This is a genomic window from Hamadaea sp. NPDC051192, from assembly GCF_040682475.1.
GTDB lineage: Bacteria > Actinomycetota > Actinomycetes > Mycobacteriales > Micromonosporaceae > Hamadaea > Hamadaea flava.
The window spans coordinates 59,370-73,983 of the sequence record NZ_JBFBAZ010000015.1 but is presented as its reverse complement, the minus strand read 5'-3'; the positions used below and the strand labels follow the sequence as shown (position 1 = coordinate 73,983).

At 70.2% G+C, this 14,614-nt stretch carries 10 protein-coding genes; all 10 read right to left on the bottom strand.

Annotation, left to right across the window (positions count from 1 at the left end):
* Positions 1-14: 14 nt before the first annotated feature.
* The 10 genes from AB0M47_RS09410 to AB0M47_RS09365 all read right to left on the bottom strand — a co-directional run bounded on the left by AB0M47_RS09410 (position 15) and on the right by AB0M47_RS09365 (position 14,577).
* Positions 15-2,657, bottom strand: a complete 2,643-nt coding sequence (locus AB0M47_RS09410; RefSeq protein WP_363411010.1) for a family 20 glycosylhydrolase — start codon at positions 2,655-2,657, stop codon at positions 15-17.
* A gap of 22 nt (positions 2,658-2,679) precedes the next feature.
* Positions 2,680-4,935 carry a discoidin domain-containing protein gene (locus tag AB0M47_RS09405; protein WP_363411007.1) on the bottom strand — a complete coding sequence of 752 codons (2,256 nt, stop codon included), beginning with the start codon at positions 4,933-4,935 and terminating at the stop codon, positions 2,680-2,682.
* Positions 4,936-5,017: 82 nt separating this feature from the next.
* Positions 5,018-6,277 (bottom strand): Gfo/Idh/MocA family oxidoreductase, encoded by a 1,260-nt coding sequence (locus tag AB0M47_RS09400; protein ID WP_363411004.1) that lies wholly within the window; start codon positions 6,275-6,277, stop codon positions 5,018-5,020.
* An 8-nt stretch (positions 6,278-6,285) separates the two neighbouring features.
* Positions 6,286-7,290 carry an ABC transporter ATP-binding protein gene (locus AB0M47_RS09395; RefSeq protein ID WP_363411001.1) on the bottom strand — a complete coding sequence of 335 codons (1,005 nt, stop codon included), beginning with the start codon at positions 7,288-7,290 and terminating at the stop codon, positions 6,286-6,288.
* The gene (locus AB0M47_RS09390) at positions 7,287-8,264 is read right to left on the bottom strand and encodes an ABC transporter ATP-binding protein (RefSeq protein WP_363410998.1); all 978 of its coding nucleotides are present in this window, start codon (positions 8,262-8,264) and stop codon (positions 7,287-7,289) included. The genes AB0M47_RS09395 and AB0M47_RS09390 overlap by 4 nt, the downstream gene beginning before the upstream one ends.
* Positions 8,261-9,154 carry an ABC transporter permease gene (locus tag AB0M47_RS09385; RefSeq protein WP_363410995.1) on the bottom strand — a complete coding sequence of 298 codons (894 nt, stop codon included), beginning with the start codon at positions 9,152-9,154 and terminating at the stop codon, positions 8,261-8,263. The genes AB0M47_RS09390 and AB0M47_RS09385 overlap by 4 nt, the downstream gene beginning before the upstream one ends.
* Positions 9,155-10,201: an ABC transporter permease gene (locus tag AB0M47_RS09380; RefSeq protein WP_363410992.1), complete on the bottom strand. Its 1,047-nt coding sequence runs from the start codon at positions 10,199-10,201 to the stop codon at positions 9,155-9,157. It abuts the gene before it with no gap.
* Positions 10,198-11,811, bottom strand: a complete 1,614-nt coding sequence (locus AB0M47_RS09375) for an ABC transporter substrate-binding protein (RefSeq protein WP_363410989.1) — start codon at positions 11,809-11,811, stop codon at positions 10,198-10,200. The genes AB0M47_RS09380 and AB0M47_RS09375 overlap by 4 nt, the downstream gene beginning before the upstream one ends.
* A gap of 86 nt (positions 11,812-11,897) precedes the next feature.
* On the bottom strand, positions 11,898-13,259 hold the full coding sequence (locus AB0M47_RS09370) for a hypothetical protein (RefSeq protein WP_363410986.1): 1,362 nt from the start codon (positions 13,257-13,259) through the stop codon (positions 11,898-11,900).
* Between the two features lie 166 nt (positions 13,260-13,425).
* A complete protein-coding gene (locus AB0M47_RS09365; RefSeq protein ID WP_363410983.1) occupies positions 13,426-14,577 on the bottom strand; it encodes an ROK family protein in 1,152 nt (383 codons plus the stop codon).
* Positions 14,578-14,614 lie beyond the last annotated feature (37 nt).

The following is a 14,614-nucleotide window of genomic DNA, read 5'->3' as shown; positions in this document are numbered from 1 at the left end:
TGGCGTCGCGCGGCTCAGACTGCCAGTGCGGCGACCTCCGCCGCGGTCAGGGCCCGGTCGTAGACGATGACGTCGTCGACGACCCCGGTGAGCGAGTTGCCGATCTTGCCGATGGTCCGCATCGGCAGGTTGATCCGAACCGACAGTTTCTCCGAGAACACCCCGTCGACGTACAGCGACGTTCCGGTGGTGTCGCCGACGAATGCCAGGTGATGCCAGCTGCCGTCGGCGGGCAGCGTGTAGCTGTAGGAGTAGTCCGCGACGCCGAGCTTGGACAGACCCACCCGGCCGGTGCTGAGCTGTTTGGTGCGCAGGCTGAATTGGGGTGAGTGCATGAGCACCTCGGCGGGCTGACCGAGATCGGTGCGCTGAACCCAGACGGCCGCCGTCCAGTTGCCCGAGATGTCGGGTTGTTCCAGGTAGAGGAAGTCGTCTCCGCCGTGGAACCGCAGCCCGGTTCCGTTCTTCCCGGCCTCCCGCGACGGTCCCTTGAACCCGCCCTGGTCGCCCAGGCCGGAGCCGTCGGTGGCGCTGACGGCGTCGACGTCGTCGAGCGCGAGCGCGGCGACCAGACCCTGGTAGAGCGATCCGACGGCGGTCGGACCCAGGGCTCGGCGATAGATCTTCAGGTCGTCGAGCTGGCCGTTGATCGACTTGGTGGTGCCGCCCAGCCATTTCATCGGCAGCGAGAACCCGTGCGGGATGGTGTCGGTGGCGGCCCCGTTGACGTAGAGCGTGGTCAGCGTCGAGGTGCCGACGATGGCCAGGTGCGTCCAGGTGCCGACGGGTGCGCTGTAGTTGAACGCCCAGTCGGCCACGCCGTACTCGGTGAGCCCGACCTTGCCGCCGGTGTCCACCTGCTCGAGGCGTACGCCGAACTTGGCCGAGTCGAGCAGTTTGGCGGCGTTGGTGCCGCTGCTGCCTCGGTTGACCCAGAACGACAGCGTCCAGTCGGGGGCCAGATCCTTCGCCCCGATGTAGACGCGGTCCGATCCGCCGTGGAACTCCAGCGCCCCGCTGTTGCGGCCGGTGACGTACGCGGGCGCGCCGTAGATCGTCCCGTCGTTGCCCGCGCCGGAATAGTCGGCGGTGGAGGACTCGAACCGGTAGCCGAGGACCTGGCCGGTGCCGTAGCCGGGCGCGTTGCCGACGGCGGCCGCGGCCGTGGTGAACGCGGCGTACGAGGAGCGTTGCGGGCTGCCCCAGATGCGTTCGGCGAAGACCTTCAGGGTGGTGGAGATCTCCCGGTCGAGTTGTTCCTCTGGCACCGCCGGCGTGAACAGGCCGTCGCACCAGACGTGCAGCTTCGCGCCGAGCAGGTGCGGATCGTCGGGGTCCGTGAGCCGTCCCTCGGCGGCGGTGCTCCAGATCCACGGTTGCCAGTTGAGGTAGAGGTCGGCGTCGTCGGGGGCGCTGCGGCCCGGGATGATGTACAGGTAGTGGTAGGACGAGTTGACGATGTCGAAGCCGGCGTCCGACTTGGACTGGATGCCGTTCTCCCCCAGCCACGCGTCGTAGACGATGTCGTTGTCGATCGGTTTGCTGCCGACGTAGTCGAACCACTCCCACACCCGGGTCTTCTTGCCTTCGGCCTTCAGATGGGTGTTGAGCGCGTTGATGAAGTCCCGGTACAGGTCGCCGGGGTCGGAGTAGCCCAGCGCGGCGGCCTTCGCCACGATCTCGGCGCACGAGTTGAGCGCCAGGAGTTGGTTGGCCCGGGACTTCGTGAAGTAGGTGTACTCGTCGGCGCCGATGTGGAAGGTGTCGGCGTCGAAGAGCGGCACGAACTCGTCGATCAGCGACTCCACGAACGGCAGGGTGTCGGGGTTGGTCAGGTCGAGATCGCCGGTGGCCCGCATGTTCGGGCAGGTGTGCAGCAGGTCGGGGCGGGCGGCGGTCAGGGCGATGGCGTGCGCGGGGACGTCGATCTCCGGGATGATCGTGACGTGGTAGCGGTGGGCGTAGGCGACCAGATCGGTGATCTGGGCCTTGGTGTAGTGGTCCGGTGAGGTCAGCCCCGGCACCGAGCTTTCGATCCGGAAGCCCTGGTCGTCGCTGAGGTGCAGGTGCAGTGTGTTCATCTTCAGCCAGGCGAGCTGGCGGACGTACTGCTGGAGGAAGGCGACGCTGAAGAATCGGCGGGCGGTGTCCAGCATCAGCCCGCGCTCCCGGTAGGCGGGCTGGTCCAGGAAGGTGCCGTAGGGCATGGCCCGGCGGCTCTCCCCCTCCTGCTTGAGCACCTGCAGGGCGGTACGCGTGCCGTAGAAGACGCCGGTGGCGGCGGTGCCCCGGATGTCGACCGTCGATCCGATGGTGAGCTGGTAGCCCTCGTCGCCGATGCCGGTCAGGGTCGAGTCGACGGTGAGGACGATGTCGCCGGCCACCGCCGCGGAGGTGGTGATGGGTAACGCCAGCCCGGTGAGGTCCAGCAGGTCCTCGGCGAGGACGGCCGCCTCGACGCTGAGCGCCGGGGAGGCCACGACGATGTGGGCGCTGCCGGCCAGCGTGAAGGTGCCGGTCGCGGCGGTCCAGCTCTGCGGGTTCGGGACGACGATCGGCGGGGTCGGGTCGGCGTATGCGGTGGTCGTGGGGACGGCCACCACCGATCCGAGGAGCAGGACGGGGACGGCGAGGCGGGTCAGGAAGGATCTCTGCACGGTGTCACTCCTTCGATCGGGCTCAGGGCAGGACGGTGACCTGGGCCTCGGCGTAGTGGGTGGCGATCGTTTGCAGGTCGGAGATCGTCAGCGGGGTCAGCCCGTTGTTCCAGGTGGTCCACTGGCCCTGGGTACGCACCGCGTCCAGGCCCAGCACCGCCTGCTCGCCGAGGGCGGCGTACCCGTCGGCGGGGTTCCACGCCTCGTCGATGGTGTTGTCGCCCAGCGTGTAGCCGGTGAAGCCGTACTCGGTGAGCTTGGCGGCGATGCCCGCGTTGGCGAAGCCGCCGAAGTTCTTGCTCGTGTTGACGTGCACCGGCAGGGTGGTCAGGTCGACGCCGGTGAAGTACGCGTTCACGGCGGTCTGCGCCGCGTTGAGGATGCGTCCCTCCACAATGGTCTTGGCGCTTTCGCCCTGGAAGAATAGGACGGGCAGCTCGCCTTCGGCCGATTCGTAGAACGGATGCGCCACGAGGTAGGGGTTCAAGGCGACGCCCCGGATCACCTGGCCGCCGACGGCCAGCGCCGTCTCGTTCTTCTTGTAGTAGGCGACCGCGAGGTAGATGCCGAGGTTGTCCACCGCGTAGTAGGAGCCGGCGGTGAAGGTCGCCCGGGTGGTCACCGCCGGGACGTCGGCGGCGATGGCGGTGTTGAACGCGGTGACCTGCTCGGGCACCAGCCCGGACTCCCAGTCCTGGATGGTCCGGGTGCCGGATTCCAGCGGCAGGTCGGAGAAGTCCGGGATGTGGCTGTTGAGCAGGCTGATGTCGTCGGCCGAGCCGCCACCCGGGTAGATCGCGTACATGTCGCCCTGATGGAACCCGGTGCCGGCGCTGCCGGACCAGACGACCTGCCGGGCGGTGTTCTCCCCACCGGAGCTGCCGGAGCTGCCCATCATGACGACGGTCTGGGTGTTGTGCCGGTCGAGGAAGTCCCGGTACTGGGTGGGCAGGGCGAGGAGTTTGATCCAGGCGACACCGGGCGTGATCGACCCGTCGAAGCCCAGCGTGGTGTACGCGCTGTAGCCGCTGGCGTTGGCGGTGTCCAGGACGGTCTTCAGCTCGTAGACGGAGTCGAAGGAGACCAGGAAGTGCAGGGGCAGGACCGGTGCCTGCATCGCCCGGGTGAGGTAGGGCGCCGACTGGACGCCGGGTGCGAAGGCGACGGTGTCGAAGGTACGCGTCGAGCCCAGGGCGGTGTCGAGGCTGCTGATCGTGGCGTCGATGGCGGCGTCGAGGAAGCCGGGCGTCGCGCGTACGGGGTTGGGGCCGGAGCCCGGTGCGCTCGTCGTCCAGGACGGGCCGGCCGACTGGGACAGTTCTTGGACCGATTTGAGCACGTTGTACTCGGCGCTCAGTCCACCGTCCATGGTGTACACGGGGAAGGTGTTGTACTGGTCCAGGGCGATTCCGAAGACGTGCAGCTCGCCAGTGGCGGGGACCCGGAAGAACGTCTGATAGTTCTCCCAGCTGCTGCCGTCGCTGAGCACCGTGCGCAGGAATACTCCGTACGCCCCGGCGGGCATGGCGGCGCCGACCGCCCACAGCGCGCCGGTGTGGCCGTGCGTCGTCCCGGCGGCCATCGTGACCCCGGACTCGGCCTCGGTGAACTCCCGGTACGCCGGGTCGGTCAGGCCCCAGACGATGGCGTACACGTGGTCGACGGTGACGGCTGCGGCGGTGGTGTTGGTCAGGGTGTAGCTCAGCTGGGGGGTGCTGCCGTTGCCGTACGCCGCCGCGTCGGTGTGCACGGCGCTGACGGCGACGTCGGGCGTGACGGCCTGGGTGATCGGCGTGCCGTAGACCTCGAAGTCGGTCAGGTGGGCGCTGGCGTTGGCGGAGTCGGCGACGATGTTCACCCGCACGTAGCGGGCGACGCCGGTCACGAGGATGGTCTCGCCGGGGTCGGCGGCTGGGGTGTCGTCGAACTTCCAGGCGATCGGCGCCGACCAGTTCACTGCGTCGAGGCTTCCGCGCACGTAGTAGTGGTAGTAGCGGCTGCCGTCCACATAGTTGCGGTTGACCACGCTGCTGAGCGAGTAGACGCCTTGCAGGTCCACCTGCCACCAGGCGTTCTTGCCGCCGAGCAGGACGGAGTCGAAGTAGCCGCCGCCGTTGGTGGCGTCGGCGTCGTTGGCCAGTTCGGGGTTGAGCCCGGAGGAGGTGACCGGTTTGCCGAGGCTGAGCAGGGTGGGGCTGGCGGTGGCCGGGGACGGCGCGGTGAGCAGCGCTCCCGCCAGCAGGCAGACGGCGGCCAGGATCGTTCTTCGTGCTCGCACAGCGACTCCTTGACGTGGGGGGATCGGGACTCGTGCGGATCAGGAAGCAGCGGGGAGGAGCGGGGAGGAGCGGGATGTCGCGTCAGAGGGTTACGGGCACCACGGCGCCGGTGCGGCGGGCGTGTTCGGCGGCGAACACGGTCAGATGGGAGCGCAGCGAGTCCTCGCCGCCGGACAGGATTCGGCTCGGGTCGCCTGCGGCCACGGCGTCCACGAACGCGGTCACCAGGCGGGCGTCGCCGCCGCCGTGCCCGCCGCTGGCCGTGTGGTCGCCGAAGGCGCCGACCGGGATGCGTTCGGTCGACCGGGTGAGGAAGTCGTGGATCTCGATGGTTTCGCCGTCGCACCGCAGTTCGCCCTGGCTGCCGAAGACCCGGGTGCTGCGGTGGTTGGCCTCGCTGAAGGCGATCATGGTGAACGATCCGGTGGCCCCGTTCGCGAACTCCAGGTTGACGACCTGGTGGTCCACGACGTCGTTCGCGCCCGCGTACACGCATTCGCCGTAGGGGCCTTCGCGCAGCGCCTGGTCCAGGGCGGCCGGGGTGAACTGGTCGATGACGGCGCTCAACGGCCAGTCGTGGTGCCCGCCGTCGAGCAGCCCTCGATACAGCCGGGGTGCCGAGTACGCGCATGTGCGCTCCACCGGGCAGTCGACGCATCGTGCGGTGGCACCGGCCGGCCGCTGCTCGGGGGTAAAGTGGGCCAGCCCGCCGAAGCTGGACACGCGGGCGACGGACTGCCCCATGACGTACTGGAGCCAGTCGATGTCGTGGCAGGACTTGGTCAGCAGCGCGAAGTTGCTCGCCGCCTCGTCGCGCCAGTTGCCGCGGACGTAGGAGTGGGCGTGGTGCCAGAATCCGATCGGCTCCAGGTGCTGGATGGACACGATCTGCCCCAGCCGGCCGGAGTCGATGATGCTCTTCACTCCGGTCGTGTAGGGCGCGTACCGCAGCACGTGGCCGACCGCCAGAATGACGCCGGCTTGTTCGGCCGCCGCCACGATGAGCCGGCATTCGTCCGGCGTACGCGCGATCGGCTTCTCCAGCAGCAGGTGGTAGCCCTGCTCGGCGAAGGCGACGGACGGCTCTACGTGGTCGTCGTCGAGGGTGGCGATGACGACGGCGTCGGCGATCTTCCCCGCCTCCCCGGTACGGCCGGCGGCGGCGAGGTCCCGCCAGTCGGCAAACGCGAGGGCAGGGTCGATGTCGTGTTCGGCGACGAAACGGGCCCGGCGGGCCGCGTTCGGCTCGGCGACGGCCACGACGGCGGCCTGCGGGTCATCGGCGGCCCAGCGGGCGTAGGCACTGCCTCGATTCCCCGCGCCGACAACAGCGATGCGCACCGTGGACACTAGTGACTCCGATCTTTCGGGGTTTGTTCGGCGGTCTCGGTCAGCAGCCAGCACCGCGCCCAGCGGGCGCCCTGGGTGACCTGGGGTGGTTCCTGGTCGCGGCAGATCGGCCGGGCGACTGGGCACCGGGGGTGGAACCGGCAGCCCGATGGTGGGTCGATCAGGCTCGGCGGCTCGCCGAGTTGCTGCTCGGCGTCGAACAGCTGCTGCCGGCCGGTCGCGGCGTCCGGGTCGGGGGTGGAGGCCAGGAGCAGCTGGGTGTAGGGGTGCAGCGGCGTGTCCACGAGGTCGGCGGCCGGTCCCGACTCGACCATCTGCCCGGCGTACATCACGGTGATCTGGTCGGCGAGATAGCGGGCGCTGGCGATGTCGTGCGTGATGTAGAGCAGGGCCAGACCGCTGTCGCGCAGGTCGGCCAGCAGGTTCAGCAGGTCGAGCCGGATGGAGACGTCCAGCATGGACACCGGCTCGTCGCCGAGCAGTACCGACGGCTCGACGGCCAGCGCGCGAGCGATGACGATCCGCTGCCGCTGCCCGCCGGACAGCTCGTCGGGGAACTTCGCCGCGAACTCGGCCGCCGGGGTGAGGTTCACCCGTTCCAGCAGCGCGTGGACGGCTGCGGTGACGTCCGCCTGGGTACGCGCGTGGCCGTGCAGCTTCAGCGCCCGGCCGAGGATGTAGCCGACTCGTTTGAGCCGGTTGAGCGAGCTGAACGGGTCTTGGAAGACCAGTTGCACGTCGTGGTAGTAGGCCTTGGAGGTTCCGCGGACCGGTGTGCCGCGTAACTGGATCTGCCCGTCGGTCGGCGGGTAGTAGCCGGCGAGCAGCCGGGCCAGGGTGGTCTTGCCGCTGCCGCTCTCCCCCACCAGGGCGATGGCCTGGCCGGGACGCAATGCCAGCGACGCGTCCTCGACGGCCCGTACGACGCGCCGCCTGCCGAGGCTGTCGTGGACGGTGAAGTGTTTGGTGACCGCGACGGCCGCCAGGACCGGTTCCGGGGTCATGCGCGTTCCTCCAGGTGACAGGCGACCTGGCCGTCCATGCCGGACAGTTCGGGTCGGTCGGTGACGCAGGCCGGCATCGCGTGGGGGCACCGCGGGTGGAAGGCGCAGCCGTCCGGGAGGCGTCGCAGGTCGGCGGGCGCGCCGGCGATCCCCTCGCGGCGTACGCGGGGGCCGTGCAACGGCGGGAACGAGTCCCGCAACGCTCGGGTGTAGGGGTGTTTGGGCTGCGACCGGATCTGGTCGGCTGTCCCGGTTTCGACGATGCGCCCGGCGTACATGACGGCGACCCGGTCGGCGAAGTCGAGCAGCAGTGCCAGATCGTGGGTGACGAACACGACGGCGAAGTCGAGTTCGTCCTGCAGTCGCAGCACCTGGCTGAGGATCTGCCGCTGCATCACCACGTCCACGGCGGTGGTCGGCTCGTCCATCACGACGAGATCGGCACCGCAGGCCAGGGCCAGGGCGATCGTGGCGCGCTGCCGCATGCCGCCGGACATCTCGTGGGGGAAGCTGCGTACGCGGTCGGCGGGGATGCCGACCATGCCGAGCAGTTCGGCGGCGCGGGCTGCGGCGGCGGCCTTGGACAGCGATCGATCGTGTACCCGTAGGACGTCGATGAACTGGGTGCCGAGCCGGGTGACCGGGTTCAGGGCGTCCATCGCGCTCTGCAGGACGATCGCCAGCTGGGTCCAGCGCTTCGACCGCAAGGTCTTCTCCGGCAACGGGACCAGGTCGACCGGTGCGCTGCCGTCGGCGTACCACAGCAGTTGCCCGTCGGTGATGGTCGCGGGTGGCCGAGCCAGCCGGATCAGCGCGTGGACCAGGGTGGATTTGCCGCAGCCGGATTCGCCGGCGATGCCGAGGATCTCGCCGCGGCGCACGGTGAGGTCGACGTCGACGCAGGCCGGGACGGGTCCGGTGGCGGTCTGGTACGCGACGCTGAGCCCGCGCGCGGACAGTAGGGGTGGTTTCATCGCGCACCTGCCTTGCTCGCGGCGGCCATCCGCCGGACGACGGCCCGACGGGCCATGCGCAGCTTGGGATTGGCGAGTTCGTCGACGCCGAAGTTGACCAGCGCGGTGGCCGTGCCCAGCAGGGCGATGGCCAGGCCGGGCGGGATGAACCACCACCACATCCCGGCGAGCACGGCACCGGAGTTCTGGACGTCGCCGAGCATCGTGCCCCAGCTGACGGCGTCGGCGTTGCCGATGCCCAGGAAGTGCAGCGCCGCCTCGGCGAACACGCCGGCCACGACCGCGTTGAGGAGCAGGGTGAAGATCCAGCCCGACAGGTGCGGCAGCACTTCGGCGAAGATCAGTCGCGGCCGGCTCTCGCCGATCATCCGGGCGGCGGCCACGAAGTCGCGGTTGCGCAGGCTCAGCGTCTGCGCACGGATGGCGCGCGCCTCGGCCGGCCAGCCGAAGATCCCGATGATCAGGGCGATGCCGAGCAGACCGGCGCCCTCCAGGTAGCCGGCGACGATCAGGGTCAGCGCGAACACCGGCAACACCAGGAACAGGTTGATGAACGCGTTGAGGATCAGGTCCGCGATCCCGCCCAGGAAACCGGCGGTCACCCCGACGACCAGCGCGATCGCCGTCATCAGCAGCCCGGCCACCGCGCCCACGAACACCGAGCCGCGGGCGCCGAGGATCAGTTGCGCGAAGACGTCCTGGCCGGAGGCGTCGGTGCCCAGCCAATGCGCGCCGCTCGGCGCGGCGCGCACCGCTTCCGGGTCGACGTGATGCGGGTCCAGGCCCAAGGCCCCGGTGAGCAGCGGGCCGAAGATCGCCACCAGGAGATACGCCGTGAGCAGCGCGACGCCGACGCGAACCTTCGCGCTGTCGCCTAGATAACGCCGCATCTACCTCGCCTCCCGGGTACGCGGATCGAGCAGCACGTAGACGGAGTCGGCCACGAAGTTGGCCGCCAGGGTCGTGATGGTCAGCAGCAGGAAGACCGCCTGCATGACGGGGAAGTCGTGGGCGGTCACGGAGGTGACCAGCAGCCCGCCCATGCCGGGGTAGCCGAAGACCACCTCGGTGACGATCACCCCGCCGACCACCCCGCCCAGGGCCTGCGCCAGTCCGGTGACGCTGGGCAGCATCGCGTTGCGGGCGGCGTATCGGAGCAGGACCTGGCGCGACGGCAGCCCTTTGGCCCGGGCCAACAGCACGTAGTCCTCGGTGACCGTGGTGACCATCATGTTGCGCATGCCGATGAGCCAGCCGGCGAATCCGACGAAGACCATCGTCGCCACCGGGAGGAAGCCGTAGTGCAGCACGCTCGCCGCGAATTCCAGGTTGACCCCGGGTTCGAGGGAGTTGTCGTAGGAGCCTTGCAGCGGGAACCAGTTCAGCCGGTATGCGAACAGGTACAGCGCGAGCAGGGCGATCCAGAAGTAGGGCAGCGCGCCGAGGAAGGCCGACACCGGCAGGGCGATCGAGTCCCGGCGGCTGCCGGGCTTCGCCCCCGCGGCGACCCCGAGCAGTACGCCGACGGTGAAGCCGAGCAGCGCGGTCGTGCCCGCCAGCAGCAGGGTCCACGGCAGCGCCTGCCCGATGAGGTCGGCGACCGGCACCGGATAGAAATGCACGGACAGGCCGAAGTCGCCGTGGAGCACGTTGCCGAGGTAGTCCAGGTACTGGCCGAGCAGGTCTTTGCGGGGATCGCCGAAGAAGGCCCGGTAGGAGTCGATGACGCTCTGCGGCGGCAGTTGGCCGGTCTGCTGCTGGACCTGCCGGATCAGCACGTCCGCCGGGTCGCCGGGCATGAACCGGGGGATGACGAAGTTCAGCGTCGCCGCCGCCCATGCCGTGAGGGCGTACACCCCCAACCGGCGCGCGAGGAAGAGCCACCCCGGGCGGCGGGCGGAACCCGTCCGCCGCCCGGGACTAGGGCTGGCGGTCACGCCGGCTCCAGTTGGAGAAGGATCATCTGGGCGTCAGCCGGGACGTACGGCGAGTTGACGTAGTCGGCGTGCACCGGGTCCGCGGGGAAGCCCTGCCATGAGGTGGTGTTGACCAGCGAGTACCAGCCGCCGCCGCGAGTCGTGAAGTACGGCACCTGGTCGTAGACGATGCGTTCGAGCTGCAGGGCCAGTTCCTTGACTTTCGCCGTGTCCGCCGGGTCGGTCGTCTTGAGCTGGTCCACCAGCGTCTTGGTGGCCGGGTCGGACCAGTTCGCCAGGTTCGTCTCACCGGCCGCGCCGAGCCAGCTGAACGCGTCGGCGAAGCCCTGCGCGCCCGGGGTGAAGCGGAACGCGGCGTTCGCCTGCGCCTTGACGGCCTGCCCGTACTGGTCGCTCTTGGGGGTGATCAGCGTGATGTCCAGGCCGAGGTTGTCCTTGAGCTGGGATTTGATGGCCCGGTAGATCGGGGCGGCCGGCTGCCAGTCGACCGGGTACGCCACGGTGATCGGGTACGCCTTGCCGTCCTTGGTCAGCTTGCCGCCCTGGATCGTCCAGCCGCCCTGAGCCAGTTCCTGCTTGGCCGCGTCCACGTTGAGGGTGCGTTGCTTGCCGCCCTGGCATTCGGGGATCAGGTAGTCGTCGGCGTACCGGGCGGCGGCGAAGCCGCAGGGGCTGCCGTCGGGCAGCGGTTCCAGCTTGCCGAAGCCGGAGCTGTCGATGGCGTACGCCACCGCGCGGCGGGCGTGCACGTCGGTGAAGGGCGCCTTGGCGGTGTCGAAGACGAACGACTCGCCGCCGCCGTGCGGGATCACGGAAGACTTGTGGTTGGCCGGGTCCTTGGCCACGTAGTCGGTCTCGGCGGTCGGCCAGCCCGCGCCGCTCCACATCAGTTCGTTGTTGAGCATCTGGAGCTGGAAGGTGGTGGTGGCGTGCACCGGGATCTGCACGTGCTTGACCTTCGCCGGGCCGATCCACGCGTCGGCCCGCACGTCGAAGTAGGCCACCTGGGGCTTGACCGAGGTGAGCTGGAGCAGGCCGGATCCGATCGGCTGGGGGTTGGTCCACGTGGCCAGGTCCTTGCCGGTCCAGTCCTTCTTGGACACGATCGGCGCGCCGGCCAGATACCGCAGTTGGTCGTACGCGACGTCGGCGAAGGTGAGCACGACCGTGTGCTCGTCCGGGGTCGCGACCGCGGTGTAGGCCCCGCCCCACGGGTTGAGTTCCTTGTGCTCCAACGGAACGTTCAGGGTGAACGCCACGTCGGCTGAGGTGAGCGGGGTGCCGTCGGAGAACTTCACGTCGTCGCGCAGGGCGAGGGTCAGGGTCTTGCCGCCGTCGCTCCACTGCCAGGACTTGGCCAGCCACGGCTTCTGCGGCTGCTCCGGGTGCTGGTAGTCCAGGCGGACCAGGCCGTCGTAGATGTAGCGCAGCCCTGGGCCCTTGGCGCCGGGCGAGAACGGGTTGTAGTTGTCGATCCAGGTGGTGGCGTCGTCGCTCGTGTCGATGATGATCGTGTCGGCGCCGTTGGCCGAGGGTCTCTTCGTCGCGCTGCAGCCCGTCGCGGCGACGGCGGTCGCCAGGACGAGCACGCCGGCCAGATATCGCTTCATCGGTTGCCTTCCGGGGGTGGGGGCGTTGCGGGATGGTGCGGAGTCGTCGAGGGGGACTCGTGGTGGCGGGCTTCGGGAGGGGTTGGTCAGCCGACCGGCAGCGCGGCGACGCGCGTACCGGGCAGGCGGCTGAGCGCGGCGGCCAGTTCCCCGATGTCCAGCCGGTGCAGCGCGCGGTTCCAGGCGACGATCTGCTGGGCTGATCCGCTGGCACGCAGGGCTTGTGCCGCGCGGTAGCACGGCGCCGTGGACGGTTCGCGGTATACCTCGTCGACGGTGGAGTCGACGGGGGTGACCTCGGTGAAGCCGTCGGCCCGCAACGCGGCCAGCAGGCTCGCCTCGTGCTGGGGTCCGCCGACGTTGCGGGTCACGTTCAACGCCACCGGCAGGGTGCGGAGGTCGGCCGGGCTCAGGCCGAGGCAGAGCTGGGCGATCCGGTGCAGCCGGGCCACGATGCCGGCGGAGTCGGCGAGTTGCCAGTAGACGAAGGGCAACTGCCCGGTCCTGGTCTCGGCGACCGGATGGGTGAGCAGGTACGGGTTGGCGGCGATGCCGGTGACCGCGATCTTGTTCTTGGCCAGCAACGCCGTATGGGCAACGCTGCCCACGTCGTACATGGCCAGGTAGTCGGGTGCGGTGAGCAGGTAGCCGGCGATGCCCAGGACGGCCAGTCCGGCGGCGAATCCGCCCAGTGCCTCGTCGGCGAGGCCGCTTTCCCAGTCGGCGATGGGCAGCGGCGGTTCTTCCAGCGCGTGGCCGTCGAGGTCGGCGATCGTCTGACGGAGCCAGACGTCGTCCAGCCGGCTGCCGCAGTCGGGCCAGGTGACGAGGGTGTCGCCGGGCGCGATCCGGTCCCGGTGCGCCCCCGGGCGGCGGCCGAACTGTCCACTCGCGCCGGTCGCGCCGAGCACGACGACGTGGCGGACTCGGTGCCGCCGCAGGAAAGCGGCGTACTGGGGCGGCAGGTTCAGCAGCTTGATCCAGGCGACCGCGACGCCGGGCATCGACTCGTCATAGCCCAGCGTCGCGTACGCGGGCAGCCCGGCTGCCCCGGCGCTGTCGAGGACTTCTTGTGTGCCGGCGATGGTGTGGGTGCTGAGCAGGAAGTGCACCGGCAGGAAGGGTGCGTCCAGGGCGTGGCAGACGTAGGAGGCCGACGAGACGCCGGTGCCCAGGACGACGGTGTCGACCTCGGTGTCCGCGCCGAGTAGGTCGTCGTAGTACGCCACGGTCCGGTCGAGGGATGCGGCCAGGAAGTCCGGGCCGCCGAGCACGGGGTTCGGGCCCATCCCGGGCGCCTGGACCTCCCAGGTGTGGGCGACCCCGCCGGCCAGGTTGGCCAGCGACTGGGCGACGCCGTACTCGGCGCTCATCCCGCCGTCCAGCAGGTACACCGGCACGCCGTCGTGCGAGGTGGTGTCGATTTCGTAGAGCGCAAGCGCGGCCATGGCGCCCCCTCAGGGATTATCGAATGGCCCTTTACAAAATCGAACGGTAGAGAGGGACGCCACTTCCTGTCAAGATCCCCCGTTCGGCCAGCCGATCATGGTCAGCCGGGCCGGATCGGGGCATACGGCACCCGCGCCGAGGTCGGCGCCGGCCGGTGTGCGCTGGTCAGCCGCCGAGGTCGGCGAGCAGCGTCGGCTCCAGCACGTCGAGGGCCAGCCGAAGGGCGCCGGCCACCACCGCACGGCCGCCGAGCGCGGAAACCGCCAGCCGGGGCGGCTGCGCGGTCAGCCAGCCGAGCCGATCGGCCAGCGGGTCGATCAGATCGTGCCCGGCGTCGGCCACCCCGCCGCCGATGACCACCAGTTCCGGGGCGAGCAGCATCGACACCGCCGCGATCGCGCGGGCGGCCCGGTCGATCGCGTAGTCGCGGATGCGAACCGCATCGGCCTCGCCCGCGACCGCCGCCCGCAGGATGTCCTCGGGTTCGCGGGGCGGCCGGGCCGGATACATCTCGCGCTGGGCCCGGCGCATCAGCGCGCCGATGCCCTCGGCCGCGTGATCCACCGTGAGCAGGCTGAGGAAGCCCATCTCCCCCGCGCTGCCGTCGTACCCGCGCACCAGTTCGCCGCCGAGGATGATGCCCGCGCCGAGCCGTTCACCGGACAGCACGAAGACCATGTCGCGGGCGTCGCTGGCCACCCCGAGCCAGCGTTCCCCGAGCGCGGCGAGGTTGGCGTCGTTGTCGACGGTCACCGGGCAGCCCAGCACCCGGCTCAGCGAACCGCCGAGGCGGGCCCCGGACAGGCTGGGCAGCACCGCCGACTCGCGCACCTCGTCACCGTCGGCCACCACACCCGGTACGCCGACCGCGACCGCGCCGAGCCGCTCGCCTCCGGCGGCCTGCCGGATGACCCGCGTCAACGCGGTGAGCCGGCCGTCGCGTCCGGCGGCCGGGTCGACGACTGCCTCGACCTCGCCGACCGTCTCGCCCCGCAGGTCGGCCGCGACGGCCCGGACCCGCTGGCTGCCGATGTCGACCCCGACGACCACGGCGGCTCGCGTACGCAGTCCGTAGCGGCGGGCCGGTCGTCCCCGCGCCCGGCTGCTGCCCGCCGTCGGCGCGTCCTCGTGCGGATCGACCAGACCGAGCGCGAGCAGGTCGTCCACCACGGCGTCGACGGTCGGCCGGGACAGCTTCGCGGCTTGCGCCAGTTCGGCCACGCGGCTGGGCTGCCCGGAGGTGCGCAGCAGATCGAGCACACGCTGGGCGTTGATGCGGCGCAGCAACATCTGCGTGGCGGGCGGCGTCTCGGTCACCGGTGACCCCCGAATTCAGTAGGTGCCTTGCGAATAG